Consider the following 24,710-nt stretch of genomic DNA (forward strand, 5'->3'; position numbering starts at 1 on the left):
AGAGAACAGGGCCCTCAGAGAAGGGCGCTCGGGTGAGCAGAATCTTTCGGGGTGTCGGCGAGCACTGTCACTAGTGGCCAGTTCGTTGTGACCACTTCGTGATATGCAGGCGTACGCACTGTCACATAGATGGCTGGCGGGCCGAGACCTCGTCGGCCGGATCGGCCAGCTCGGGAGCCTGCGGCTGCCGGGGCGTCAACTCGACCTGGGCCGGCGTGGCCAACTCGTCGTCCGAGACGCCCAACTCGGCGAGCTTGCGAGCGCTGACCAACACCCGGGCCTCCAGCGAGCCGACCGCCCGGTTGTAGGCGGTCACCGCACCGGCCAGCGAGGACCCGAGCTTGCCCACGTGGTCGCCCAGGGTGGATAGCCGGCCGTACAGCTCCCGGGCGAGGGTGTGCACGGCGAGCGCGTTGCGGGCCAGTGCCTCCTGCCGCCAGGAGTAGGCCACCGTGCGGAGCAGGGCGACCAGCGTGGCCGGCGTGGCGAGCACCACGTTGCGGGTGAAGGCGTGCTCCAGCAGCGTCGGGTCTCGCTGGAGCGCGACGTCGAGGAACGGGTCGGCCGGGACGAACAGCACCACGAACTCGGGTGAGTTGTCGAACGCCGACCAGTACGACTTGGCGGCCAGGGCGTCGACGTGCCCCCGCAGGTGCCGCGCGTGCGCGTCGAGGTGGGTGTCCCGGCCGCGCTCGTCGCGGGCCTCCATGGCTGTCAGGTACGCGTCGAACGGGGCCTTGGCGTCCACCACCACCGAGCGACCACCGTGCAGGCGGACCACCAGATCCGGTCGGACGACCTGCTGGTCGGTGGCGGCGGTGACCTGCTCGGAGAAGTCGCAGTGCTCCAGCATGCCGGCAGCCTCGACGATCCGGCGCAACTGGTGCTCGCCCCAGCGGCCCCGCACCTGCGGTGCGCGCAGTGCCGCCACCAACTGCTTGGTCTCGGTGCGCAGCTCACCGGAGACCGCGTTCATCGAGCGGACCTGCTCACGCAGTTCGGCGTACGCGTCGACGCGGTCGTGCTCCAGCTCGGCCACCCGTTGCTCGTAGCGGCGCAGGGTGTCGTGCAGCGGCGCGACCGCCCGGGCCACCGCCTCCTGGGACTGTGCGGTGGCCTCGTAGCTCAACGCCCGCATGGACTGTTCCAGCCGACCCTCGCCCTCCCGGGTGGCGGCCAGGGTGGCATCCAGGCGGGCGATGTCGGCCGCCGAGCGGGACCGGGCCGCGAGCCAGCCCACCGCCCCGCCGGCGCCGAGGCACACGATCACCAGGAGCAGCGTCGAGACGTCCATCACCGGAGCTTGCCAGACGGATACGACGTGCGACCCGGGGGTACGTTCGATGACATGGAACTTGTGCTCTGCCTCGCCGTTGTGCTGGTCGGCGCGCTGGGCGCCGCCGCGCTCGTCCGCGCTCAGGCCGGTGCCCGTCGGCGCACCGAGCTCGGCGACGCCCGCGCGGAGGCGCAGCGGTGGTACGAGCGCCTCGGCGGCCAGTTGATGAACCTGCACGGCGACGACCCAGCGGTACGACAGGCGCTGGCCGACGCCGGTGAGCGGTACAACGCGGCGGGCTCCCAGCTGGAGCAGGCGTCCACGCCGCACCAGTTCGGGCTGGCCCGGGAGACCGCGCTGGAGGGTTTGGCGTACATCCGGGCGGCGCGTACGGCGCTGGGCATCGATCCGGGCCCCGAGGTGCCGACAGTGGCCGCCGCCCGTGGCGTGGGGCAGCTCACCAAGGAGCGCGAGGTCGATGTGCAGGGGCAGACCTTCCGGGCCGGGCCGCAACCCGGCCGGGAAACGCCCTACTACTACCCCGGTGGGCGTTATCAGGGCCGCCCGGTGCCCGCCGGCTGGTATTCGACGCCCTGGTGGAAGACGGCGCTGGGTGCCGGCGCCGGTGTGCTCGGCGGCATCCTGATCGCCGACGCGCTCTTCTCGCCGGCCTTCGCCGACCCCGGGTACGGCTACGACGCCGGCTACCAGGAGGGCTTCGGTGACGGTGTCGACCAGGGCGGCGACGGCGACCAGGGCGGCGACTTCGGCGGCGGCGACCAGGGTGGGGACTTCGGCGGCGGCGACTACGCCGGTGGGGACTTCGGCGGTGGCGGCTTCGGCGGCGGTGACTTCGGGGGCGGGGATTTCGGCGGCGGCGACTTCTGACAGTCGTTCAGACCTACGGAAACGGGCCCCGGTCGCAGCGACCGGGGCCCGTTTCCGTACCTGTCGATCAGCCGGTGTTGCGCATCCCGGCCGCGATGCCGTTCACGGTGGTGAGCAGCGCGCGTTCCAGGGCGGTGCCGTCGCTCGGTGCGCGTCGGCCGCCCGGTGCGGTGGCGATCGCCCGCCCGGCCGCGCCCGACTCCCGGTACTGCCGCAGCAGCGCCACCTGGAGATGGTGCAGCGGCTCCAGGTAGGTGTCGCGGACGGCCAGGGTGCGCTGAAGCACCGGCGAGTTCTCCAGCAGGGCCGGTGAGGCGGTCACCGCCAGCACTTCCCGCTTGGTCAGCTCGTACTCCTGCTCGATCTGCTCGAAGATCGGGTGCAGCTTCTTCGGCACCAGCGTCTCGACGTACCGGCGGGCGATGCTCAGGTCGGTCTTGGTCAACATCATCTCGACGTTCGACAGGAACGTGCGGAAGAAGTGCCAGTTGCGGTGCATCTCGGCCAGCACGTCCGCCAGACCGGCCTCACGGGCGGCGGCCAGCCCGGAGCCGACGCCGAACCAGCCCGGCACGATCTGCCGGGTCTGCGTCCAGCCGAACACCCACGGGATGGCCCGCAGCCCGGACAGCCCGGCACCGGTGTTCGGGCGCTTCGCCGGCCGGGAGCCGATGTTCAGCGCGCCGAGCAGCTCGGTGGGGGTGGACGCCCAGAAGTACGCGGGCAGGTCCGGGTCCTCGACGAGCGACCGGTAGGACCGGAACGCCGACTCGGAGACCACGTCCATCGTCGCGTCCCAGCGCTCCAACATCTCGGCCGGCTGCCGGGGAGCGGTGTGCAGCAGGGTCGCCTGGAGCACCGCGGCGAGGGTCAGCTCCAGGTTCTCCCGGGCCAGCGAGGGCAGGGTGTACTTGTCGGAGATCACCTCGCCCTGCTCGGTCACCTTGATCGCGCCGTCCATGGTGCCGTACGGCTGCGCCAGGATCGCCTCGTGCGTCGGCCCGCCGCCGCGCCCGACAGTGCCGCCCCGGCCGTGGAAGAGCCGCAGGTGCACACCGTGCCGGGCGGCCACGTCGCGCAGCGCGCGCTGCGCCCGGTGGATCGACCACTGGCTGGTGGTGATCCCGGCTTCCTTGTTCGAGTCGGAGTAGCCGAGCATGACCTCCTGCACGTCACCCCGGGCCGTCACCAGCGCCCGGTACGCGGGCAGCGACAGCAACTCGTCGAGGAGTTCGCCGCCGGAGTTCAGCTCGGCGGGGGTCTCCAGGAGCGGCACGAACCCGACCCGGGCCCGCCCGCTGTGCACGTCCACCAGGCCGGCCTCGCGGGCCAGCACCACGGCGGCCAGCACGTCGTCGACACCCAGGGTCATCGAGATGATGTACGACTCGATCACCTCGGCGCCGAACCGGTCCTGCGCCTCCCGGATGGTGCTGAACACGTCGAACGTCTTGCGGGCCGGCTCGGACAGCGACGTGTCCACCGTCGAGAGCGGACGGCGACCGGTCAGCTCGTCGGCGAGCAGCTTGGTGCGTTCCAGCCGGGTCAGCGCCGGGTAGTCGGAGACCTCGCCGACCGCCTCGTAGAGCTGCGCGAGCACGGCGTGGTGCGCCTCGGCGTGCTCCCGGACGTCCATCGTCGCCAGATGCAGGCCGAACGCGGAGACCGTACGGATGGTGGAGGCCAGCCGGCCGACCGCGGTGAGCTGCCCGGAGTTGCGGGCCAACGAGGCGCGCAGCAGGTCCAGGTCGGCGATCAGCTCGGCCGAGCCCCGGTAGTCCCGACCCGGCACGTGTGCGGTGCCCTGGCGCAACCTCAGCCGGGTGTTGGCGAGCTTCGCCTTCACGCAGCGTGCCTTGAGCCGGTACGGCTCCTCCGCGTTGACCCGGCGGAAGCGCTGTGCCACCTCGGGCAGCGCGTCCAGGTCGGCGGCGAGACTGGCGGACAGGTCCAGGGACACCCCGCGCAGTCGGCGGGACACCGAAACCTCGTTGATCAGGTGGTCCATCGCCTTCTCGGTGGCCGCGATGCCGTGCTCGTGCTGGATGGTCAGCACCTCGCGGGTGACCGCCGGGGTGACGAACGGGTTGCCGTCGCGATCGCCGCCGATCCAGGTGCCGAAGCTCAGCGGCCGGGCCGTCGGCGACGTCTCCACACCGAGCGTGCGCAACGTGTCGGCCAGGTCGTCGAGCACCTGCGGGGCGGCCTCGGCGTACAGGTCGCGCAGGTAGTAGATGGCGTTGCGGGCCTCGTCGGTCGGGTCCGGCCGGTCGAGCCGCAGCTCGTCGGTCTGCCACATCAGGTCCAACAACTCGGCCAGCCGGCGGTTGGCCGGGCCCTCGTCGCTGGCGCCGTAGAGGATCGCGTTGGCGGTCTCGGTGTCCAACTCGTCGGCGATCGCCCGCAGCTTGGACAGGATCGAGCGACGGGCCGCCTCGGTCGGGTGCGCGGTGAAGACCGGTCGCACCGCCAGCCGGCGAGCCGCGTTGGCGATCTCCTCGGCCGGCACCCCGCGCTCGGCGATCATCTTGGCGGCCTGGTCCAGCCAGCCGCCCTGCACCGCGCGGCGGCGGCGCAGGTCCCGCGCACGGTGCACCTGCTCGGTGATGTTGGCCAGGTGGAAGTAGGTGGAGAACGCGCGGGCCAGCTTGGTGCCGGTGGTCACGTCGAGCCCGCCGAGGCGCTGGGCGGCCGCCGGGGCGTCGGAGCGGACCTGGGCGCGGATCTCCTCGACGAGGTCGAGCAGTGGGCGACCCTCCTGGCGGGCCAGTGTCTGGCCGAGCAGGGTGCCGAGTCGGCGAATGTCGGCGCGCAGTGCGGCGTCCGGGCCGTCGTGGTCGTGCTGGTCGGTCACGATGCGCTCCCTTACGTGGATACGAAGGACAGCGCTGTCCGACTTACTGGATGGTATCCGCGCGCAGGGGGTGTCTGGAGGGCCCCCTGGTGATCCACTGCCCGCCGAAGGGTGTTTTCCGGGGTGATCTCAACCACCGTCACGGTCCGGCGAGGGGCCGGACCGGGTCGTTCCGGGGCCGGAGGGGGCGACCCGGCGACCCCGGACCAGGCTTGCGCTGACCAACCCGAGCCCTCCGAGGACCGTCCAGATCCCGAGGGCGGATGCCGGCCAGCCGGCCGACCGCCAGCGCCCACGTTGCTAGCCCATGGTCCGTTTTGTGGACCGCACTGTGGAACCAGCTCGCCGCCCCCATGGCCCGGCAGAGACCAGCCCGCTGGCCGTGCGGCAGGCGTCGCCGGTGGCGTCAGGGGTTGACGACGGCGAAGGCGCGGACCGGAAAGGTGCCCATGCCGGCCACCATCGGCGGGGCAGCGGTGAACCGGAACCCGCTCGGCGGCAACGCGTCCAGGCCGGTCAGGTGCTCGACGATCGGGATGCCGGCGGCGAGCAGCGCGCTGTGCGCGGGGCGTACGCCGGCGGCCGCCGGGCTCATGTCGTCGATGTTGATCGAGTCGATGCCGACCAGGGCCGCCCCCGCGTCGACCAGCGCCCGGGCGGCCTCCCCGGTCAGGTACGGCGCGTCCGGCGCGCCGTACCGTTCGGTGCCGAAGTGCGCGTCCCACCCGGTGTGCAGCAGCACCGCCCGGCCGGTCACCTCGTACGGGGCCAGCATCAGCCGGTCCACCGCGCGGATGCCGGCCGGCACCCGCACCACCACCCCCGGTAGGTCGGCGAGACGGTCCAGCGACACCCCGGTCAGGTCGTCCCGGCCGGCCCAGCGGTGGGCGGGCGTGTCCAGGTACGTGCCGGTGTTGGCGATCATGTCGATGCGGGCCACGTGGAACTCGGTGCCCGGGGCGTACCGCTCGCGGGATGCCGCGAAGGTCAGCCAGTCGGTGATCCGGGGGCCCGGCCAACCCGGCAGGGTGGTCATCCCGTCGCTGATCACGTGGCTCAGCTCGACCAGCCGACGATCGGCGCCGGATCCGTCGACCGTGACGCCTCGGCCGCCCTTGTGCGGCTCCTCGATGATCGTCTTGGCGCTGATCCGGACGTGGGCGACCATCAGCAGCCCGAGGTGCCGGACGAACAACGCCGCCAGGTCGTCGTCGGTGATCTCCCGACCGGGAATGTCCAGCCGGAACCCCTCGGTACGCAGCCCGCCACCGTTGGCGAAGCTCACCTCCGCGTCGAACTGTGCCCGCCACTGCTCACCCATCCCGAAACCCGACCACGCCAGCCGGCGACGGTCAAGATCCTCTGGCCGGGCGTGGGGCGCGGGTGACGCGCGCGGCGCGGACCTGGGCGGAAGGGGGTGGCTGTCGGTCGACGGGGCTAGGCTTGTTGCCGTGCCCCCCCGTCCGGCTGGACGAGGGGCCGCCGTCGTGTGCGTCGACTCCCCGGGAAGGATTCCCTTGCTCACCGGTCTGTTCACCGCCGCCCTGTCCGACCCCGGGCTGACCCGGGCGCGTGACCTGGCGCGCTCCGGTGCCGCCCAGGTCGACGGCCTCGACATCACCGCCCCGGCGGCGCTGCGCCCGTTCGCCGTCGCGGCGGTCGCCGCCGACAACGACGGCGCCGGGCGACCGGTGCTGGCGGTGACCGCCACCACCCGGGAGGCCGACGACCTGGCCGCCGCGCTGGGCGGGTTGCTGCCGGCCGAGCAGGTAGTTGTCTTCCCCTCCTGGGAGACGCTGCCGCACGAGCGGCTGTCCCCCCGCTCCGACACGGTCGGCCGACGACTGGCCGTGCTGCGCCGGCTGGCGCACCCGGAGGCGACCGACGCGCACGGCGGCACCGGGCCACTGCGAGTGGTAGTGGCCCCGGTCCGTTCGCTGCTCCAGCCACAGCTCAAGGGGCTCGGTGATCTGGAGCCGGTGCAGCTCGCCGCCGGCGAGGAGGCGGACCTGGAAGAGGTCGCCCGCCGACTGATCGACATGGCGTACGCCCGGGTCGACCTGGTCACCAAGCGCGGCGAGTTCGCGGTGCGCGGCGGGATCCTGGACGTCTTCCCGCCCACCGACGAGCACCCGTCGCGGGTCGAGTTCTGGGGCGACGAGGTGGAGGAGATCCGCACCTTCGCCGTCGCCGACCAGCGGACCATCGAGCAGGTTCCGCTGCTCTGGGCACCACCCTGCCGCGAGCTGCTGCTCACCCCGGCGGTCCGCGACCGGGCCGCCGCGCTCGCCGAGCAGCACCCCGAGCTGGCCGAGATCCTCGACAAGCTGGCCGAGGGCATCCCGGTGGAGGGGATGGAGTCGCTGGCCCCGGTGCTGGTCGGCCCCGACTCACTGGAGCTGCTGCTGGACGCCATGCCGGCCGGCACCCACGTCCTGCTCTGCGACCCCGAGCGGATCCGCACGCGGGCGCACGACCTGGTGCGTACGTCGGAGGAGTTCCTGCAGGCCAGCTGGGCCGCCGCCGCGGTCGGCGGCCAGGCCCCGGTGGACGTCGGCGCCGCCGCCTTCCGCACCCTCGGCGAGGTACGCGCCGCCGCCGGCAAGCTCGGCCAGCCGTGGTGGACGCTGTCCCCGTTCGGATTGGGTGAGGGGGAGACCGCCGATACTCGGCAGCCCTGGGAGGACGCGCCCGAGCAGGCCGCCGTCACTCCGGACGACGCCATCGCGGTGACCCTGTCCGCCCAACCGGCGCCGCTCTATCACGGCGAGACCTCTCGGGTGGTCGAGGACCTCAAGCGCTGGGCCGGCGAGGGCTGGTCGATCGCGCTGGTCTTCGAGGGGCACGGCCCCGCCCAGCGGGCGGTGGAGGTGCTGCGCGACGCCGGCCTGGGTGCCCGGTTCACCGAGGAGGTGCCGACCGCGCCCGTCCCCGGCGAGCTGGTGGTCACCTGTGGCGCGCTGAGCAGCGGGTTCGTCGACGAGGCGTCCCGCTTCGTGCTGCTCACCGGCAATGACGTGACAGGCGGTCGGGGCACCTCGACGCGAGACATGCGCAAGATGCCGAGTCGGCGGCGCAACACCATCGACCCGCTGGAGTTGAAGACCGGCGACCACGTGGTGCACGAGCAGCACGGCATCGGCCGCTACGTCGAGCTGGTGCAGCGCACCGTCAACGGCGCCAGCCGGGAATACCTCGTCATCGAGTACGCGGCCAGCAAGCGGGGCCAGCCCGGCGACCGGTTGTTCGTCCCGACCGACCAGCTCGACCAGCTCTCCCGCTACGTGGGCGGCGAGCAGCCGACCCTGCACAAGATGGGCGGCTCGGACTGGCAGAAGTCCAAGGCCCGGGCCCGCAAGGCGGTCCGGGAGATCGCCGCGCAGCTCATCCAGCTCTACGCCGCCCGCAAGGCGTCCAAGGGGCACTCGTTCGGGCCGGACACCCCGTGGCAGCGGGAGCTGGAGGATGCCTTCCCCTGGCAGGAGACGCCGGACCAGCTCGCCGCGATCGACGAGGTCAAGCGGGACATGGAGCAGAGCGTCCCGATGGACCGGCTGATCTGCGGTGACGTCGGCTACGGCAAGACCGAGATCGCGGTCCGGGCGGCGTTCAAGGCGGTGCAGGACGGTAAGCAGGTGGCGGTGCTGGTGCCGACCACCCTGCTGGTTCAGCAGCACTACAACACGTTCGCCGAGCGGATGAGCCAGTTCCCGGTCCAGATCCGGCAGCTGTCCCGGTTCCAGACGGCGAAGGAGACCGAGCGGACGATGGAGATGGTCGCCGACGGCACCGTCGACATCGTCATCGGTACGCACCGGCTGTTGCAGACGGCCACCCGCTTCAAGCAGCTGGGTCTGGTGATCGTCGACGAGGAGCAGCGCTTCGGTGTCGAGCACAAGGAGCACCTGAAGACGCTGCGCGCGTCGGTCGACGTGCTCAGCATGTCGGCCACCCCGATCCCGCGCACCCTGGAGATGGCGATCACCGGCATCCGGGAGATGTCCACCATCGCCACCCCACCGGAGGAGCGGCACCCGGTGCTCACCTTCGTCGGCGCGCAGGACGACCGGCAGGTGGCTGCGTCCATCCACCGTGAGCTGCTCCGCGACGGGCAGGTCTTCTACCTGCACAACCGGGTCGAGTCGATCGACCGGGCGGCACGGCGGCTGCGGGAGCTGGTGCCCGAGGCGCGGGTCGCGGTGGCGCACGGCCAGATGGGCGAGGACGCCCTGGAGAAGGTCATGGTCGGCTTCTGGGAGAAGGAGTTCGACGTCCTGGTCTGCACCACGATCGTCGAGTCGGGCATCGACATCCCGAACGCCAACACGCTGATCGTGGAGCGGGCAGACCTGCTCGGCCTGGCCCAGCTGCACCAGATCCGGGGCCGGGTCGGCCGGGGCCGGGAGCGGGCGTACGCCTACTTCCTCTACCCGCCGGAGAAGCCGCTCACCGAGCACGCCCACGAGCGGTTGGCGACCATCGCCCAGCACACCGAGTTGGGCGCCGGCATGTACGTGGCGATGAAGGACCTGGAGATCCGGGGCGCCGGCAACCTGCTCGGTGGCGAGCAGTCCGGGCACATCGAGGGCGTCGGCTTCGACCTGTACGTGCGGATGGTCGGCGAGGCGGTCTCCGCGTTCAAGGGTGAGCGGTCGGAGGAGGAGACCGATGTCAAGATCGATCTGCCGGTCGACGCGCACCTGCCGCACGACTACGTGAGCGTGGAGCGGCTGCGCCTGGAGATGTACCGCAAGCTCGCCGAGGCGCGCGACGAGGAGCGGCTGGGCGAGGTGATCGCCGAGATGACCGACCGGTACGGCGAGCCACCGGCCCCGGTGCAGAACCTGGTGGAGGTGGCCCGGTTCCGTCTGCTGGCCCGCCGCTACGGCCTGTCCGACGTGTCCGTGCAGGGCAAGCACGTACGGTTCGGCCCGCTGCCGTTGCCGGATTCGAAGCAGATGCGGCTCAAGCGCTATCACCCGGATGCCGTCTACAAGCAGGCCACCGACCAGGTCAGCGTGCCCCGACCGACCACTCGTCGGATCGGTGGCGAGCCGCTGCGTGACCAGGCGCTGCTCCAGTGGTGCGCGCAACTGCTCTCCGATGTGCTCGGTGCCCCCGCCCCACTCGCCGTCGCCGCGAGCGCCTGAGCCGTCGCCGCGAGCGACTGAGCCGGCGGTGTGCTCTGGACCAGGGGCGCTCGTGCGTCGACGCCGCCCCTGGTCGGGGGATGAGCGAAGGTGGGGGGTGTCACAACCCCGGGTGACGGCGTGAGAGAGTGACGGCTATGCGTGCTCGCCGTCTTGCCGCCGTCGCCACTGTGGCGCTCGGCCTCGTCGCCCTCTCCGGTTGCCGTGCTGAGCCTGGTATCGCCGCTTACGTCGGTGACCAGCGCATCACCGACGTTCAGGTCACCACCGCGATGAAGGACCTGCGGACGAAGAACCCGGCGCCGGAGTCCTCCGCCGCCAGCGGGCAACCCGCGGCGCAGCAACCGACCCTGCCCAAGGTGGCCGACGTGGTCCGGGCCCTGGTGCTGACCAAGGTGTGCGAGAAGCTCTCCGCCGAGAAGAACTACCAGCCGCGCGGCCAGGTGACGGCCGAGCAGGCTGCCCAGCAGCTCAGCCTCGACCCGGAGACCGAGCACGTGCGGGAAGTGGCGAAGTTCTTCACCTGCCTGTCCGGGTTGCCGGCCGAGCCGGTCGAGCCGACCAAGGAGGAGCTCGCCGACGTGATCGCCGCCGGGCGTGCGGCCGGCAAGATCCCGGCCGACGTGACCGATGAGGCCGCCGCCCAGCAGCTCGACGGCGAGCAGCTACGCGGCGCGCTGGCGACCAAGCGGATCCTGGCCGAGGCGGTCGGTCGTTACGACGTCACCATCAGCCCTCGGTACCGCCCGCTCGAGTTCCCGCTGCTCAGCTTCACCGATGACGCACCCGCGGTGAGCGTGCCGTTGGGTGAGCCGGGCTCCGACGCGGTCACCGACATTTCCACCCCGGAGGGGCCGACCGCGGCGCCGGAGGCCGAGGGCACGGCCAGCTGAGCATGACCGCACGGATCGTTCTCCTGGTCACCTCACCCCGGTTGCCCGCCGGCCTGTTGACGGCCGCGGCCTGGGACGTCGTACGCCAGCACCCGGTGTTGACGGGCGCGGACAGCGAGTTGACCACGGCCGTGCGCCAGGCGGGCGCCGAGGTCACAGTGGTGGACGGCCCGGCGACTCAGCCGCTGCTGGACGCGGTGGCGACGCACGGCACTGTGGTGTGGCTGGCCGGTCCGGCGGGTGACGAGGCGTTGGCCCGGGAGTTGGGTCTGCGGCTGGCCCGGCAGCCGGGGTTGGCCGAGATGGAGCTGATGTACGGCTCGTGGGATCCGCCGGGTGCCCGGCTGCTCGACGCGGTGGCCGTGCTGGATCGACTGGCCTCGCCGGGCGGCGACCCGTGGAAGCGGGCGCAGACGCACCGCAGCCTCGCCGGTTACCTGCTGGAGGAGAGCTACGAGGCGTACGACGCCATCAGCGCCGACGACACCGACGCGCTGCGCGAGGAGTTGGGCGACGTGTTGTTGCAGGTGGTGCTGCACGCGCGGCTCGCCGAGGAGTTGCCCGAGGACGAGCGGTGGACCATCGACGACGTGGCCGGTGGCCTGGTCGACAAGATGATCCGACGTAATCCGCACGTCTTCGCCGGCGCCGAGGCGGGCACCCTGGAGGAGATCACCGAGAACTGGGAGCGGATCAAGCGCGCCGAGAAGGCGCGGCACTCGGCGTTGGACGGGGTGGCCCTGAGCCAGCCCGCGCTGGCCCTGGCAACGCAGATCCTGGACCGCGCCGCCCGCCGAGGCATCGACGTCCCGCTCCCACCGGCGGCCGACACCCAGGCGGATGCCGAGGCAAGACTGGGCGCCGACCTGCTGGCAAGGGTGGCCGCAGCCCGCGAGGCGGGCACAGACCCCGAAGCAGCCCTCCGCCGCACCACCCTCGCCCACGCCGAAGCCATCCGCCAAGCCGAACCCCCACCCCCACCCGCCAGCCCGCGGTGATCATGAAGTTATTGCTCCGACACGCCGAGGTGGATGGCAACAACTTCATGATCGACGGGGTGGGTGAAACCGGCGGCGGAGCGCACAGCGGTCGGTAGGGTGGTGCGGTGGAAGCGTTTGGGGTGCTGGCTGAGCGGGTTGTCGAGGCTTTACTGGAGTCGCGGCCGGGGGTTGCCACCGCAGCCGGGGACCACCGGTTCGACGACAGGCTGCCGGACCTCTCCGCCGACGGGGTGACCGCCGATCGGGCGATGCTCTCCGACGCGGCCAACGCACTGTCCGAACTGGACCCGGACTCGCTCGACGTCGACGAGCAGGTCGACCACGCGCTGCTCAGCTCATTCGTGGACCGGGAGCTGTTCGAGCTGACCGAGATCCGCTCGCACGAGTGGGATCCGCTGCGGCACAACCCCGGCCCGTTGCTGCACCCGCTGCTGGCCCGCCCGTACGCCCCCGCGGACGTGCGGCTGACCCAACTGACCGGCCGGCTCGCCGCCGTACCGGACGCCCTCGCCACCGCCCGCGCGACGCTGCGGGACATGCCGCGAATCCACGCGGAGACGGCGGTGGGGCAGTTCACCGGCACGGCCGCGCTGATCCGCGACGAGCTTCCGGCGTTGCTCGCCCAGGCACCGGGCCACCTCGACCGGGTCGAGCCGGCGGCCACCGCCGCGATCGCCGCGCTGGACGAGTTCGTGGCCTGGCTGCGCACCGGCCTGGCCGCCGATGCCGGCCCCGGCCGTGACCCGCGACTGGGCCGACGCCGCTGGGAGGCCCGGCTGTGGCACACCCTCGACACCGAGCTGGGCGCCGCCGAGATCCAGCGTCGCGCCTGGGCCAACCTGGACCGGGTCACCGCGGAGATCCGCGAGGCCGCCGTCGAGCTGGTCGGTGGTCCGGCCGACGACGCGACAGTACGTCGGGCGTTGGACCTGCTCGCCGCCGAGCACCCGAACGACGCGACGATCGTCGAGCTGGCCGGGGTGACACTGGACGAGGCGACCGACTTCGTCCGCGCACACGACCTGGTCACAGTGGTCGACGACCGGTGCGTGATCCAGGAGATGCCGGAGTTCGCCCGGGGGGTCGCGGTGGCGTACTGCGACGCGCCCGGCCCGTTGGAGACCGCCGTCCTACCGACCTTCTACTGCATTGCGCCCACCCCGTCGGACTGGCCGGCGCAGCGGGTCGAGTCGTTCTACCGCGAGTACAACGACCACATGATCCGCAACCTGACCGTGCACGAGGCGATGCCGGGGCACTTCCTCCAGCTCGCCCACGCCCGCCGCTACGTCGGTGGCACACGGGTCCGCGCGTTGGCCGAGTCCGGCCCGTTCATCGAGGGCTGGGCGGTCTACGCGGAAGAGGTGATGACTGGGCTCGGCTTCGGTGGTCTGCCGGTGCGGTTGCAGCGGCTCAAGATGCAACTACGGATGACGATCAACGCGCTGCTCGACCAGTTGGTGCACGCCGAGGACCTGCCCGAGGCCGAGGCGATGGCGTTGATGACCGGGCGCGGCTTCCAGGAGGAGGGCGAGGCGGCCGGCAAGTGGCGGCGCGCGCAACTGACCTCCACCCAGCTCTCCACCTACTTCGTCGGGTACAGCGAGATGGCCGAGATCGCCGCCGCCCGCCCGGCCGGGGTGTCGGTCCGCGACTGGCACGACGCGATGCTCGCCCACGACTGCCCGCCCCCGCGCCACCTGCGCACCCTGCTCGGTCTCTGAGGAGGACCGCCGGGCCGCGCGGGTTTCAGCGCCGCCCGGCGGTCACCGTCGCGTCGATCAGCCAGCGCGAGATGGAGTACGCGGGCGGCAGTTGCGCCGGCAGCGCATCCAGGCCGAACCACTGAGCCCTGGTCAGCTCCCGCCCGTCGACCACCGGTTCGGCCCGCGGGTCGGCGGCACGGGCGGTGAAGCCGGCGAGCAGCACGCCCGGGCCGGAGATCGCCCACGGTTGGCTGCCGAAGTAGGTCAGCCGGTCGACGGGCAGCCCGACCTCCTCACCGACCTCCCGGTGTACCGCCGCCTCAAGCGTCTCGCCGGCCTCGACGAAGCCGGCCACCAGCGCCCACAGCCCGGTCGGACCGGTGGCGTGCTGGACCAGCAGCAGGTCGTCAACGTGCCCGGGCAGGCCGGGCCGGGTGATCGCGACCAGTACGGCGGCGGAGAGCTGCATCGGCACGTACAGGCCGCAGTCGGGGCACTGTCGGGCGGTCTCGCCGGGTCGGTCGGTCAGCTCCGCTCGGCAGGCGCCGCACCACCGGTGCGTACGCCGCCAGGTCAGCACCGCCAGCGCTCGGCCGGCGAGCGTGGCGTGCGGCTCCGGCACCTCGGCGGCGAGTGACGCCCAGCCGCGCGCCTGGCCGGGAAGGTCGTCGGCGGTGGTGGTCAGGTCGGCGCCCCAGGCGGGCACTCCGTCGAGCGTGCCCAGCGGCACCCAGTCGGTGTCGGCGGGCAGGTCGGCGACCCGGAGGGGGTGGCCGTCGACGCCGGTCAGCAGCTTCGCGCCGGTCACCGGCAGGGCCAGGTCGCCGGGGCCGGGAGGCGGGCTCCGGTCGGCCCCGGGGAGGAACCCGCCGGGCGGGTCGGTCACGAGCCGCCGGGGCGGCGGTCGACGACAGCGGCGTCGGCGGGCGGTTCGAACGCGCCCTCGTCGACGGTCGCGGAGTAGTTGCTCAGTGCCAGCTCCATCGGCTTGCCGTCGACCGGCCCGGTGAAGCTGCCGAGCACGCCCTCGGTGGTCACGCAGGCGGTGAAGTCGCCGGACGACGAGCTCTGCACCGCGACGCAGGCGGCGTGGTGCCCGGCGACTGTGGTGTCGCTCTGCTTGATGACCGCCTGTGGGTCGAGCGCGGCGGCGGTGAGCAGCCCGACCACCACCGGCGGCGTGACGAGGCCCTGCTGGTTGGCCTCGCCGAACAGCGTCACCGTGGGCTTGCTGCCCGGGGTGGGCGGGGTGATCAGCGTGCACTGCGGGCGCGCGCCTGTCGTCGTGCACCGGGTGATGGCCTCCGGGGTGACGGTGAGCTGCCCGCCCGGATAGGTGTACGTGGATCGCGCCGGCTTCTGTGCCTGCACGATCGCGGCGCGTTGACCGCCGGGCAACTGGTAGTCGGCCGAGTAGGTCAATTCCAGTGCGCGATCGAGCCGGGCGGCGAGGTCGTTGACGAGTTCCGAGCGGCCCATGGCGACTCCGGCGTCCTCGAATGTCTGACAGCCGGTGACCGTGAGCGACGCGATGACCGACACGGCGAGCATGCGGAGGGTGGTCGAGGCGGCGGGCATGGCGACCAGCCTGGTGGATCTGGTCCGCGCAGCGCAAACCCGTTGCCGGTTGACGCCCGGAAATCCGGGAATGTCCGTCAACGCGGGGTGACCCGGGTGCGCGGGCGACGCCGTGCCCGTTCGCGCCGCCCGATACGCTGCGTTCAACACCTGCCTCAGCCGCACCGTCGCGGCCCACCCACGGACCGGATCACAACAACGAGGAGCGACTTAGTGGCAACCATCGAGGGAATCGTCGCCCGGGAGATTCTCGACTCGCGGGGCAACCCGACGGTCGAGGTCGAGGTCGGTCTGGACGACGGCACGGTAGCCCGCGCCGCCGTGCCGTCCGGCGCCTCCACCGGCGCCTTCGAGGCGATCGAACTGCGCGACGGTGACGCCGACCGCTACCAGGGCAAGGGCGTGGAGAAGGCGGTCTCCAACGTCGAAGACAAGATCGTCGACCAGATCATCGGGTACGAGGCCAGCGAGCAGCGGCTGATCGACCAGAAGATGCTCGACATCGACGGCACGGAAACCAAGTCGGAGCTGGGCGCGAACGCCATCCTCGGGGTTTCCCTGGCGGTGGCGAAGGCCGCTGCCGGCAGCGCCGAGCTGAGCCTCTTCCGCTACCTGGGCGGCCCGAACGCGCACCTCCTGCCCGTGCCGATGATGAACATCCTCAACGGTGGCGCGCACGCCGACTCGAACGTCGACATCCAGGAGTTCATGATCGCGCCGATCGGCGCGCCCACCTTCCGTGAGGCGCTGCGCTCGGGCGCGGAGGTCTACCACGCGCTGAAGTCGGTGTTGAAGAAGAAGGGGCTCTCCACCGGGCTTGGCGACGAGGGTGGCTTCGCGCCGAACCTGCCGACGAACGCGGCGGCCCTGGACCTGATCGCCGAGGCGGTCGAGAAGGCCGGTTACCGGCTCGGCACCGACATCGTGTTCGCGCTCGACGTGGCGGCCACGGAGTTCTTCGACAACGGCACCTACACGTTCGAGGGTGCCGCGAAGTCCGCCGAGGAGATGAGCACCTACTACACGAAGCTGGCCGACGAGTACCCGATCGTGTCGATCGAGGACCCGCTGGCCGAGGACGACTGGAGCGGCTGGCAGACGTTGACCGCCTCGATCGGCGACCGGGTGCAGATCGTCGGTGACGACCTGTTCGTGACCAACCCGCAGCGCATCGCCCGCGGCATAGCGGAGAAGGCGGCGAACGCGGTTCTCGTCAAGGTCAACCAGATCGGCTCGCTGACCGAGACCCTGGACGCGGTGGACCTGGCCCACCGGGCGGGCTTCAAGTGCATGATGAGCCACCGCTCGGGCGAGACCGAGGACACCACCATCGCCGACCTGGCGGTGGCCACCGGCTGCGGCCAGATCAAGACCGGCGCCCCGGCCCGTTCGGACCGTGTCGCCAAGTACAACCAGCTTCTCCGGATCGAGGAGGAGCTGGCCGACGCGGCGCGCTACGCCGGTGCTGGCGCGTTCCCGCGCTACCGTTCGGCCTGAGACGCACGAAGCCTCGGGGGAGGGGTGTGACGATGCAGCAGCGCCGCACACCGGGTGGTCAGCGTCCCGCCCGCCGGCCGGGTCAGTCCGGTCGGCCGGGCGGTGGGCGCGCCACGCGGGGATCGGTCCGGGAGGCCGGCGTACGCGCCGAGCCGCGCGCCGCCGGTCGCGCTCCGGGTGCTGCCCGGGGCGCCGAAGGCGTTCGCTCCGCGAATCGTCCCGCCGCCGCTCGGCGTACCGCTGCCGCTGGCGCCGTGAAGCGGCTCGCCGCGCCCAACCCCCGTCGCTTCACCGGCCGGGCCACAGTGCTGTTCGCGGTCCTGATCGCGCTCGCGCTGGCCTACACCTATCCGGTTCGGGTCTACCTGGACCAGCAGGCCGACATCGAGCGGATGGAGGCGGCCCAGGCGGTGCAGGAGCGGGAGATCGCCAAGCTCGCCGCCGAGGCCGCCAACTGGAAAGACGACGAGTACATCAAGACGCAGGCTCGGGAGCGGTTCTTCATGGGCGAGCCCGGCGAGAAGATAATGGTGGTGCTGCACGACCCGGAGGGCGCCGCCCGGGACGCCGGGAAGTCGGCCGGTTCGGCCCCGCCAGCCGGGCCGGTGACCTGGTACGACACGCTCTGGTCGAGCGTGCGGGCGGCGGACAGCCAGCAGCCGGACCAGTGATCCACCGACCAGCACACCAGGAGAGATGGGCACCGTGACTGTCGTACCACCGTCGGAGCCGGCGGCGGATTCCGTTCCCCTGCCGCAGCGCGAGCCGGCCGCCGAGGCCGACCTGGCCGCGGTGGCCGCGCAGCTCGGCCGGGCGCCCCGGGGCACCCGGGCGGTGGCCCACCGGTGCCCGTGCGGCCTTCCCGACGTGGTGGAGACGACCCCCCGCCTCGCCGACGGCACCCCGTTCCCGACGCTCTACTACCTGACCTGCCCCCGGGCCACCGCTGCGTGCAGCCGACTGGAGTCGGCGGGGCTGATGAAGGAGATGGCGGACCGGCTGACGACGGACCCGGAGTTGGCCGCCCACTACCGTGCCGCGCACGAGGACTACCTCGCCCGCCGGGAGGCGATCGGCGAGGTGCCGGAGATCGCCGGCATCTCGGCGGGTGGGATGCCGGGCCGGGTGAAGTGCCTGCACGTGCACCTGGGCCACGCGCTGGGCGCCGGCCCCGGGGTGAACCCGTTCGGCGACGAGACGTTGGGCCTGGTCGAGCCCTGGTGGTCGGCGGGGCCGTGCGTGGACGTGCCGGCGGCCGAATGAGCAGGCAGGCCGGGTCCGAGGCACCCGAGAGTCAGATCCTCGTACGGCGGGCCCGCACCGGGGACGTGCGGGGCATCCGACGGCTCGTCGACACCTACACCGACGACCGGCGGCTGCTGAGCAAGGCGACGGTCACCCTCTTCGAGGACGTGCAGGAGTTCCGGGTCGCGGTCCGGGCCGAGGACGACGTCGTGGTGGGCTGCGGCGCGCTGCACGTCATGTGGGAGGACCTGGCCGAGATCCGCACGGTGGCGGTGGACCCGTCCTGCCGGGGCCGGCGCATCGGTCACCGGCTGGTCGGTGAGCTGATCGACGCGGCCCGGGAGTTGGGCGTGGCGCGGATCTTCGTGCTCACCTTCGAGACCCGGTTCTTCGGCTCGTTCGGTTTCCGCGAGATCGACGGCGCTCCGGTGCCACAGCCGGTCTACGAGCAGCTGCTGCGCTCCTACGACGAGGGTGTCGCGGAGTTCCTGGACCTGGAGCGGGTCAAGCCGAACACGCTGGGCAACACCCGGATGCTGCTGCGCCTGTAGGTCAGGCAGTGCGGGGGTGGGCGGCGAAGAACTCCCACATCAGGTCGGTGGCGGACAGCCCCGCGTCGGATGCGGCGAGTTGGCCCGCTGTCGCTCCCGGCCAACTGTGGCCCATGTCGGCGATCGTGTAGACGCTGACCTCGCTGCCGTCCGCGCAACCCGCCACCGTGTGCGTCACACCCGGCACCCCGGACGCCTTCGGGCTCGGCCGGCAGCTGAGCCGCTGCTGCCAGGTCCGCATGCCGGCCTGGAAGGTCGAGGCGTAGCGGTCCTGGCCGCCGATGAAGGTGATCACGGAGACCGGGCTCTTCGGCACGTAACTGTCGGCGGTGGTCAAGTTTCCGCTGTAACCACCGCTGACCACCCCGATCGCGGCGAACGTGCCAGTGCTCTCCACCGCCGCCCGGAAGCTCATGTCGCCGCCGTTCGAGATGCCGGTGAGGAACACCCGGTTCGGGTCCGCGTGCCAGGTCTGCACCAGATGGTCGGTGAGCGCGTTGAGGAAGCCGACGTCGTCCTCGCTGCCGCAGCAGATCAGCGCGTTGAAGCCGCCCCCCTGCCCGTTGGGGTAGGCGACCAGCACGTTGTCCTTGTCGGCCTTGGCGTCCAGGCCCGCCAACTCCCGCATCGAGGACCCGAGGCCGGGATAGAAGTGCAGCGCGATGACCAGCGCGGAGGGTTTGCCCGGGTCGTACCCCGGTGGCGCGTGCAGCAGGTAGGTGCGGTCGAGTCCGTTGTGGTGCAGGGTGAGCTGGTGGTCACCTGCCGCCGGTCGTTCGCTCGACGCGGACGGTGAGGCTGGTGGGGCCGACGAGGGTTGCCCCCGCTCACCACAAGCTGCCGCAACGACCATGAGGCAGAGCCCCGTCAACACCGCCACCGTTCGCCGCACGCCGGCCACCCCTCGTCGACCCCGCGGTCCACACTGGAGATCATCCAGCCGCGGAGCAACCCTTTCGGTCCTGGGCGAAGGCAGGCAGGCTGTTGCCATGCTTCGCCTCCAGCTCGGGTCGGCCGACCTGTGCCGGGTGCGGTTCGCCGATCGGCTGCATCCGGTCGGGATCGCGCTGCTGGCCGGTCAGTGGCTGCGCGATCCCACTGTCGCGGCGATGGCGCCGACCCTGGCCGAGCGGGTGGCGGCGGCCGAGGGCACGGCTGCCGCCCAGGCTGCCACCGCGGTCCTGCGGCATCTGCTGCCCGACCGGGGACGTCTGCCGGACTTCGTCACTCCCTTCGACGGCCTGGAGTCGGTGGAGGCCGGGCTTGAGGCGATCCGGGCCACCCCGGCGCGGCGGGTCCGCTCCGAGGTCACCCTGGCGTACTCGGACACGTCGGCCAGCCCGCTGCGGCGGCGGTTCGCGGCGGCCGACCCGGAGGTGCTCGACCTGTTCGGCGGGGCCGTGCGGACCTGGTTCGACGCGGTGCTCGAACCGCACTGGGTCGAGCTGGTGTCCGCGTACCGTCAGCAGGTGGCGTCTGCCAGCCAGCGGCTGGCGCAGCACGGCCTGGCCAGCCTCTTCGCCGGTCTGCACCCGGGCATCCGGTGGCGGGAGCCGGTGCTGGAGGTACGGACGTGGTGGGACGGCGACCTTCCCGGCACCGGCCACGGGATCATTCTGCTGCCCTCCCCGTTGGCCGGGCCGCGGCCCCGGGTGCTTGTCGAGCAGGGTTACCCGATCCTGCTCGTCTACCCGGTGGTCACGCCCGTGCGCGGGGCTCCCGCCGACGACGGTGCCCTCGGTCGGCTGCTCGGCGTCACCCGGGCGCTGGTGCTGCGCCGACTGGCGACCGACGGGGGGTTGACCACCACCGTGTTGTCCCGGGCGGTCGGGATCAGTCTCTCCTCGGCCTCGGAACATGCCCGCGCGCTGCGGACCGCCGGTCTGGTGACCAGCGAGCGGGAGGGCGGGGCCGTGCGACACCACCTGACCTCGCTCGGGGTGGCGTTGTTGCGGGGCCCGTCGGGCGACCTGGGCGAGTCGTGGCCCACGGCCAACCAAGCCGCCGGGTGGCCGCCCGTCCTGCCGTAAGGTTGCTGCCGTGACGACGCGTGTGGCGGCCATCGACTGCGGGACCAACTCGATCCGACTGCTGGTCGCCGACCTGCCCGACGCCTCGGCCGGGCCGCAGGCGCCGCTGGTCGACCTGACCCGGCGGATGGAGATCGTCCGGTTGGGGCAGGGCGTGGACCGCACCGGCCGACTGGCGCCGGAGGCGATCGAGCGGACCAGGGTGGCGTTGGCGTCGTACGCCGCCGACATCGAGAAGCTGGGCGCGCAGCGGGTGCGGATGTGTGCCACCTCGGCCTCCCGCGATGCCGCCAACGCCGCCGACTTCACCGAGATGGTGCGGGCCACCCTCGGTGTCGCGCCCGAGGTGGTCAGCGGCGACGAGGAGGCCCGGCTGTCGTTCACCGGCGCGGTGCGCGGGCTGCCTGCCGACGCGAAGGAGCCGTTCCTGGTCGTCGACATCGGTGGTGGTTCCACCGAGTTCGTGGTCGGTGACCGGGCCGCCGGGGTGCGGTCGGCGATCTCGGTGGACATCGGCTGCGTCCGGATGACCGAGCGGCACCTGCCCGGTGACCCGCCGACGCCCGAGCAGGTCGCGGCTGCGCAGGCCGACATCGCTGCGGTGGTGGACCGGGCGCTCGCCGTGGTGCCCGGTCGCGAGGCGGCCACCCTGGTCGGCCTCGCCGGGTCGGTCACCACAGTGGTCGCGCTCGCGCGGGGCCTGCGGGAGTACGACCCGGAGCGCATCCATCACGCCCGGGTGTCGTACGAGGAGGTCGCCCGGGTGACAGCGGAGCTGCTGGGTCAGACCCGTGCGCAGCGGTTGGCGAACCCGGTGATGCATCCGGGCCGCGCCGACGTGATCGGCGCCGGCGCGCTGGTGCTTCGCGTGATCATGGAGCGGGCCGGAATGCCGTCGGTGGTCGCCTCGGAGCACGACATCCTCGACGGCATCGCCTGGAGCATCCAGTAAGCCACCGCGCGCCGTCGATCACCACCCGCACGCCGTGCGCGGCTCGGCGTGTTGCGGCCGATTCGTTGACGCTACTTCGCATTACGCACTAGTGTGCAATGCGTGGACACCACACAGTTGTTGAAGGGCGTGCTTGATCTGGCCGTCCTGGCCGTGCTCCGGGAGGAGGACGGTTACGGTTACGACATCCTGCGCCGGCTGCGCGAGGCCGGCCTGGAGGAGGTCGGTGACGCCTCGGTCTACGGGACGCTGCGCCGCCTCTTCGCCGCCGGCCTGCTCACCACCTACGTCGTGCCGAGCGAATCCGGGCCGCACCGCAAGTACTACTCACTCAACGCCGCGGGGCGTGACCAGCTGACCCGCTCCGGCAAGCTCTGGCGCTCGTTCGCCACCACAATGGACAGTCTGCTCGACGATCGGGGGATGGCGGCATGACCGTCGCGGAGCAGGAGATCACCGACTATGTGGCGCGGGTCCGGGCCGCTCTGGCCGACCTGCCGTCCGGGCAACGCGACGAGTTGACCGAGGATCTCGCCGACCACCTCACCGAAGTCGCCGCCGAGGCCGAGGGCACCCTGGTCGAGCGGTTGGGCGAGCCCGAGACGTACGCCGCCGAGCTGCGCGCCGCGGCCGGGGCCGCGCCGGGCAGCGGGCGCAACCTCGACCAGCGGGTGGCGAGCGCGGTGGCCCGGGTCCGCGGCCGGCTGCGCACCATGGACACCCGTCTCGGCCCACCCCTGGGGTACGAGACGGCAAGCGACTTCCTCCAACTGCTGCGCCCCGGCTGGTGGGTGCTCCGCGGCTACCTGGCGGCGATGCTGATCACGGTGATCAGCACCGGCGGCAGCTTCGGGCTGCTGCCGAGGTTCGGCGGCGAGTTGCTCGCCGGCATGATCATGCTCGTCGGCCTCGTGCTCGCCTCCATCTGGATCGGCCGCAGCTCCGGGCGGTTGACCCGCTGGCCGCGTTCGGCGGTGCAGGTCGGCAGCGTGGTGCTGGTGGTCTTCGCGTTCGCCGCGCTGATCCAGGCGGAGGACCGGATGCGGTACGGCGACTACGGCATCGATCCGACGTCGGTCAACGGCCCGTACGACCAGGTCCGGGACGTCTTTGTCTACGACAGCGAGGGCCGGCTGGTGGAGAACGCCCGACTCTTCGACCAGAACGGCAATCCGATCCGGCTCGGCTACCCGGACTGTGAAGGCCCCGTCGACGAGTACGGCAACCCGCTGCTGCGGCCCTACCCGTACTGCGTGGGCCGGGCGCCCTTCGGGCCCCGGGGCCCGGGCGTGTCCCCGCCGTCGGCGCCGGCCGCGATCAGCACGCCGACGCCGGAGTCGACCGCCGCACCGACGTCGGGGCCGACCGGCACACCGACGCCGAGTGAAACGCCCGGCGAGCCCTCGGCGGACCCGACCATGACGCCGAGCGACACCCCAACCCCCACCCCGACGGGCTGAACCGTCGTGTGAACTGGATCATGCTGATGAAGCTGGGAAATAGCTGAACGGACGAGGCGAGCGGGACGGCACCGGAAATCAATGATCGTTACGGTGTCGTCTGCTCATCAACCCCTCGGAAGGAACCCCCGTGCCAGAGCAGGTCGCACCGCCCCCCGCGCCCGACGCCGCAACCCCTGAGCCGGCCGTCGAGACGCCGCAAGCGGCCGCGCCGCAGCCTGCCGCGCAGCAGCCGCAGCCGGCCACCGAGCCGCAGCCGGCCACCGAGCCGCAGCCGGCCACCGAGCAGCAGTCGGCCACCGAGACGCAGCCGGCGGCCGAACCGAAGGCGGAGAAGTCCGGTGCGAAGAAGGCCATCGGCATCGTCGGTGCGATCCTCGTCGTCGTCGTCATCGCCGGCCTGAAGTTCGGCGTCGCCTCGGCGATCGGCAACTACTTCAACAAGGACGAGACCGCAGCCGCCAAGACCGGTGACTGCATCGCCGAGCTGCCCGAGGTCACCGGCACCGAGCAGGAGGAGGTCGACGGCGCCAAGGTCGTCGAGTGCACCTCCACCGACGCGGCGTACAGCGTGGTCGGTCGGGTGGACGGCCAGAGCGAGGCGCAGGCCAAGGCCGACACGACCTGCACCCAGTTCTTCAAGGAAGGCGAGGAGGGGTACATCTTCTCCAGCATCGAGCCGGGCAAGACGGGCTACGTGCTCTGCCTGACCAAGAAGGTCTGACCACAGCGGTAGCTCGGCAAAGACGGCGGCGGGAGCAGACCCCGCCGCCGTCGGCGTACCCGGAGTCACCGGGGGGCGAACAGGAGGTGAATGCCACTGTTCCGGCGTCTTCCCGACGGCCGCGCGGCGTGGCAGGCTACCGGCACGTAGGACCACTGGGCGACCAGCCAACGATGACTGACCGCTAGGAGGACGGCCCATGGGCGAAATGGTGAGCTACCGCAGCAACGGGGGCACGAGCGAGGGGTATCTCGCGATACCCGCCAGCGGCACGGCCAGCCCCGCCGTCATCGTCATTCAGGAATGGTGGGGCCTGGTCCCGCACATCCGGTCGGTGGCGGACCGGTTCGCCGAGGCCGGTTTCGTCGCCCTCGCCCCGGACTTCTACCACGGTGAGACGACCAGCGAGCCGGACGAGGCGCAGCGGCTCCTGCTGGCGATGCGGATGGACGAGGCGGCGAAGGACATCGCCGGAGCGGCCGACTATCTCGCCGGGCGGCCCGAGGTCACCGGTAAGGTCGGTGCCGTGGGCTTCTGCGCCGGTGGCAGCCTGGCCCTCTGGTCGGCCACCATCTCCGAGCGGATCGTCGCGACCGCCGGCTTCTATCCCGTGCTGCCCTGGGAGTCGATGCGCCCCGACTGGGCCGACTACGCCGGCAAGGCAGCGGTCATCCACTGCTCCGAAGAGGACGGCACCTCGGCCGACGACGGCGTACAGACCGCCCGGCGGGCCATCGAGGAGGCCGGCGGCGACTGCCACCTCTACGACTACCCGGGCACCTCGCACGCCTTCTTCAACGACGATCGGCCGGAGGCGTTCGACCAGCGCGCCGCCGCCAGCGCCTGGGCCCGCACCCTGGAACTCTTCCGGGCCAAGCTTGGCTGAGACGCGTACCCCCGCACAG

General features: G+C 72.0%; 21 protein-coding genes. 15 read left to right on the plus strand and 6 right to left on the minus strand.

Going from position 1 to position 24,710, the window contains the following annotated elements:
- Positions 1-121: 121 nt before the first annotated feature.
- Complete coding sequence (locus PSH03_RS29315; protein WP_210785664.1) at positions 122-1,294, minus strand: DNA recombination protein RmuC; 1,173 nt, start codon at positions 1,292-1,294, stop codon at positions 122-124.
- A 54-nt stretch (positions 1,295-1,348) separates the two neighbouring features.
- On the opposite strand from PSH03_RS29315, the gene PSH03_RS29320 reads away from it, so the two are divergent.
- Entirely contained in the window at positions 1,349-2,164 is an 816-nt protein-coding gene (locus tag PSH03_RS29320) for a hypothetical protein (RefSeq protein WP_238691015.1), read from the plus strand.
- 67 nt (positions 2,165-2,231) lie between these two features.
- Here the strand turns inward: PSH03_RS29320 and ppc are convergent, their stop codons facing one another.
- Both ppc and PSH03_RS29330 read right to left on the minus strand, forming a co-directional pair.
- Positions 2,232-5,018 carry a phosphoenolpyruvate carboxylase gene (ppc, locus tag PSH03_RS29325; RefSeq protein WP_112620129.1) on the minus strand — a complete coding sequence of 929 codons (2,787 nt, stop codon included), beginning with the start codon at positions 5,016-5,018 and terminating at the stop codon, positions 2,232-2,234.
- A 406-nt stretch (positions 5,019-5,424) separates the two neighbouring features.
- Positions 5,425-6,339 carry a cyclase family protein gene (locus PSH03_RS29330; RefSeq protein ID WP_210785661.1) on the minus strand — a complete coding sequence of 305 codons (915 nt, stop codon included), beginning with the start codon at positions 6,337-6,339 and terminating at the stop codon, positions 5,425-5,427.
- Between the two features lie 196 nt (positions 6,340-6,535).
- Between PSH03_RS29330 and mfd the strand changes: the two genes are divergently transcribed.
- From mfd to PSH03_RS29350, 4 genes are all read left to right on the plus strand, one after another.
- Positions 6,536-10,168 carry a transcription-repair coupling factor gene (mfd, locus tag PSH03_RS29335; protein ID WP_238691016.1) on the plus strand — a complete coding sequence of 1,211 codons (3,633 nt, stop codon included), beginning with the start codon at positions 6,536-6,538 and terminating at the stop codon, positions 10,166-10,168.
- Positions 10,169-10,305: 137 nt separating this feature from the next.
- A complete protein-coding gene (locus PSH03_RS29340; RefSeq protein ID WP_210785659.1) occupies positions 10,306-11,061 on the plus strand; it encodes a hypothetical protein in 756 nt (251 codons plus the stop codon).
- Positions 11,062-11,063: 2 nt separating this feature from the next.
- Positions 11,064-12,059 carry a nucleoside triphosphate pyrophosphohydrolase gene (locus tag PSH03_RS29345; protein ID WP_210785658.1) on the plus strand — a complete coding sequence of 332 codons (996 nt, stop codon included), beginning with the start codon at positions 11,064-11,066 and terminating at the stop codon, positions 12,057-12,059.
- Between the two features lie 107 nt (positions 12,060-12,166).
- Positions 12,167-13,786, plus strand: a complete 1,620-nt coding sequence (locus tag PSH03_RS29350; protein ID WP_210785657.1) for a DUF885 domain-containing protein — start codon at positions 12,167-12,169, stop codon at positions 13,784-13,786.
- A 25-nt stretch (positions 13,787-13,811) separates the two neighbouring features.
- Here the strand turns inward: PSH03_RS29350 and nudC are convergent, their stop codons facing one another.
- Together nudC and PSH03_RS29360 are read right to left on the minus strand one after the other, a co-directional pair.
- On the minus strand, positions 13,812-14,654 hold the full coding sequence (gene nudC, locus PSH03_RS29355) for an NAD(+) diphosphatase (protein WP_210785656.1): 843 nt from the start codon (positions 14,652-14,654) through the stop codon (positions 13,812-13,814).
- Positions 14,651-15,346 carry a hypothetical protein gene (locus PSH03_RS29360; protein WP_210785655.1) on the minus strand — a complete coding sequence of 232 codons (696 nt, stop codon included), beginning with the start codon at positions 15,344-15,346 and terminating at the stop codon, positions 14,651-14,653. The genes nudC and PSH03_RS29360 overlap by 4 nt, the downstream gene beginning before the upstream one ends.
- Positions 15,347-15,559: 213 nt before the next feature.
- On the opposite strand from PSH03_RS29360, the gene eno reads away from it, so the two are divergent.
- The 4 genes from eno to PSH03_RS29380 are packed head-to-tail and all read left to right on the plus strand — an operon-like array spanning position 15,560 to position 18,639.
- Positions 15,560-16,843: a phosphopyruvate hydratase gene (gene eno, locus PSH03_RS29365; RefSeq protein ID WP_210785654.1), complete on the plus strand. Its 1,284-nt coding sequence runs from the start codon at positions 15,560-15,562 to the stop codon at positions 16,841-16,843.
- 32 nt (positions 16,844-16,875) lie between these two features.
- Positions 16,876-17,514, plus strand: coding sequence for an FtsB family cell division protein (locus PSH03_RS29370; protein ID WP_238691017.1), 639 nt, complete (start codon positions 16,876-16,878; stop codon positions 17,512-17,514).
- Positions 17,515-17,548: 34 nt separating this feature from the next.
- Complete coding sequence (locus tag PSH03_RS29375; protein ID WP_210785652.1) at positions 17,549-18,106, plus strand: DUF501 domain-containing protein; 558 nt, start codon at positions 17,549-17,551, stop codon at positions 18,104-18,106.
- Entirely contained in the window at positions 18,103-18,639 is a 537-nt protein-coding gene (locus PSH03_RS29380; RefSeq protein ID WP_210785651.1) for an amino-acid N-acetyltransferase, read from the plus strand. The genes PSH03_RS29375 and PSH03_RS29380 overlap by 4 nt, the downstream gene beginning before the upstream one ends.
- 1 nt (position 18,640) lies before the next feature.
- Here PSH03_RS29380 and PSH03_RS29385 read toward each other — a convergent pair whose 3' ends face one another.
- Positions 18,641-19,531, minus strand: a complete 891-nt coding sequence (locus PSH03_RS29385; protein WP_238691018.1) for a CE1 family esterase — start codon at positions 19,529-19,531, stop codon at positions 18,641-18,643.
- 97 nt (positions 19,532-19,628) lie between these two features.
- Here PSH03_RS29385 and PSH03_RS29390 point away from each other — a divergent pair, with 97 nt between their 5' ends.
- The 6 genes from PSH03_RS29390 to PSH03_RS29415 all read left to right on the plus strand — a co-directional run bounded on the left by PSH03_RS29390 (position 19,629) and on the right by PSH03_RS29415 (position 24,691).
- Entirely contained in the window at positions 19,629-20,669 is a 1,041-nt protein-coding gene (locus PSH03_RS29390; RefSeq protein ID WP_238691019.1) for an ArsR/SmtB family transcription factor, read from the plus strand.
- A 22-nt stretch (positions 20,670-20,691) separates the two neighbouring features.
- Positions 20,692-21,621: a Ppx/GppA phosphatase family protein gene (locus PSH03_RS29395; protein ID WP_238691320.1), complete on the plus strand. Its 930-nt coding sequence runs from the start codon at positions 20,692-20,694 to the stop codon at positions 21,619-21,621.
- A gap of 102 nt (positions 21,622-21,723) precedes the next feature.
- Positions 21,724-22,056 (plus strand): PadR family transcriptional regulator, encoded by a 333-nt coding sequence (locus tag PSH03_RS29400; RefSeq protein ID WP_074316865.1) that lies wholly within the window; start codon positions 21,724-21,726, stop codon positions 22,054-22,056.
- A complete protein-coding gene (locus PSH03_RS29405) occupies positions 22,053-23,081 on the plus strand; it encodes an HAAS signaling domain-containing protein (RefSeq protein WP_238691020.1) in 1,029 nt (342 codons plus the stop codon). Before PSH03_RS29400 ends, PSH03_RS29405 begins: the two co-directional genes overlap by 4 nt.
- 130 nt (positions 23,082-23,211) lie before the next feature.
- The gene (locus tag PSH03_RS29410; RefSeq protein WP_238691021.1) at positions 23,212-23,805 is read left to right on the plus strand and encodes an LppU/SCO3897 family protein; all 594 of its coding nucleotides are present in this window, start codon (positions 23,212-23,214) and stop codon (positions 23,803-23,805) included.
- 199 nt (positions 23,806-24,004) lie between these two features.
- Positions 24,005-24,691, plus strand: a complete 687-nt coding sequence (locus tag PSH03_RS29415) for a dienelactone hydrolase family protein (protein WP_210785648.1) — start codon at positions 24,005-24,007, stop codon at positions 24,689-24,691.
- The last annotated feature ends 19 nt before the right edge of the window (positions 24,692-24,710 follow it).

Source organism: Micromonospora salmantinae, from assembly GCF_022230905.1.
GTDB classification, from domain to species: Bacteria; Actinomycetota; Actinomycetes; order Mycobacteriales; family Micromonosporaceae; genus Micromonospora; species Micromonospora salmantinae.

Excerpts from the sequence above, each read along its gene's own strand:
- PSH03_RS29340 (WP_210785659.1), top strand. The coding sequence starts at position 10,306 with ATGCGTGCTCGCCGTCTTGCCGCCGTCGCCACTGTGGCGCTCGGCCTC.
- PSH03_RS29315 (WP_210785664.1), bottom strand. The coding sequence starts at position 1,294 with ATGGACGTCTCGACGCTGCTCCTGGTGATCGTGTGCCTCGGCGCCGGC.
- PSH03_RS29390 (WP_238691019.1), top strand. The coding sequence starts at position 19,629 with ATGCTTCGCCTCCAGCTCGGGTCGGCCGACCTGTGCCGGGTGCGGTTC.
- PSH03_RS29380 (WP_210785651.1), top strand. The coding sequence starts at position 18,103 with ATGAGCAGGCAGGCCGGGTCCGAGGCACCCGAGAGTCAGATCCTCGTA.
- PSH03_RS29415 (WP_210785648.1), top strand. The coding sequence starts at position 24,005 with ATGGGCGAAATGGTGAGCTACCGCAGCAACGGGGGCACGAGCGAGGGG.
- PSH03_RS29370 (WP_238691017.1), top strand. The coding sequence starts at position 16,876 with ATGCAGCAGCGCCGCACACCGGGTGGTCAGCGTCCCGCCCGCCGGCCG.
- PSH03_RS29320 (WP_238691015.1), top strand. The coding sequence starts at position 1,349 with ATGGAACTTGTGCTCTGCCTCGCCGTTGTGCTGGTCGGCGCGCTGGGC.
- PSH03_RS29405 (WP_238691020.1), top strand. The coding sequence starts at position 22,053 with ATGACCGTCGCGGAGCAGGAGATCACCGACTATGTGGCGCGGGTCCGG.
- PSH03_RS29360 (WP_210785655.1), bottom strand. The coding sequence starts at position 15,346 with ATGCCCGCCGCCTCGACCACCCTCCGCATGCTCGCCGTGTCGGTCATC.
- PSH03_RS29345 (WP_210785658.1), top strand. The coding sequence starts at position 11,064 with ATGACCGCACGGATCGTTCTCCTGGTCACCTCACCCCGGTTGCCCGCC.
- PSH03_RS29330 (WP_210785661.1), bottom strand. The coding sequence starts at position 6,339 with ATGGGTGAGCAGTGGCGGGCACAGTTCGACGCGGAGGTGAGCTTCGCC.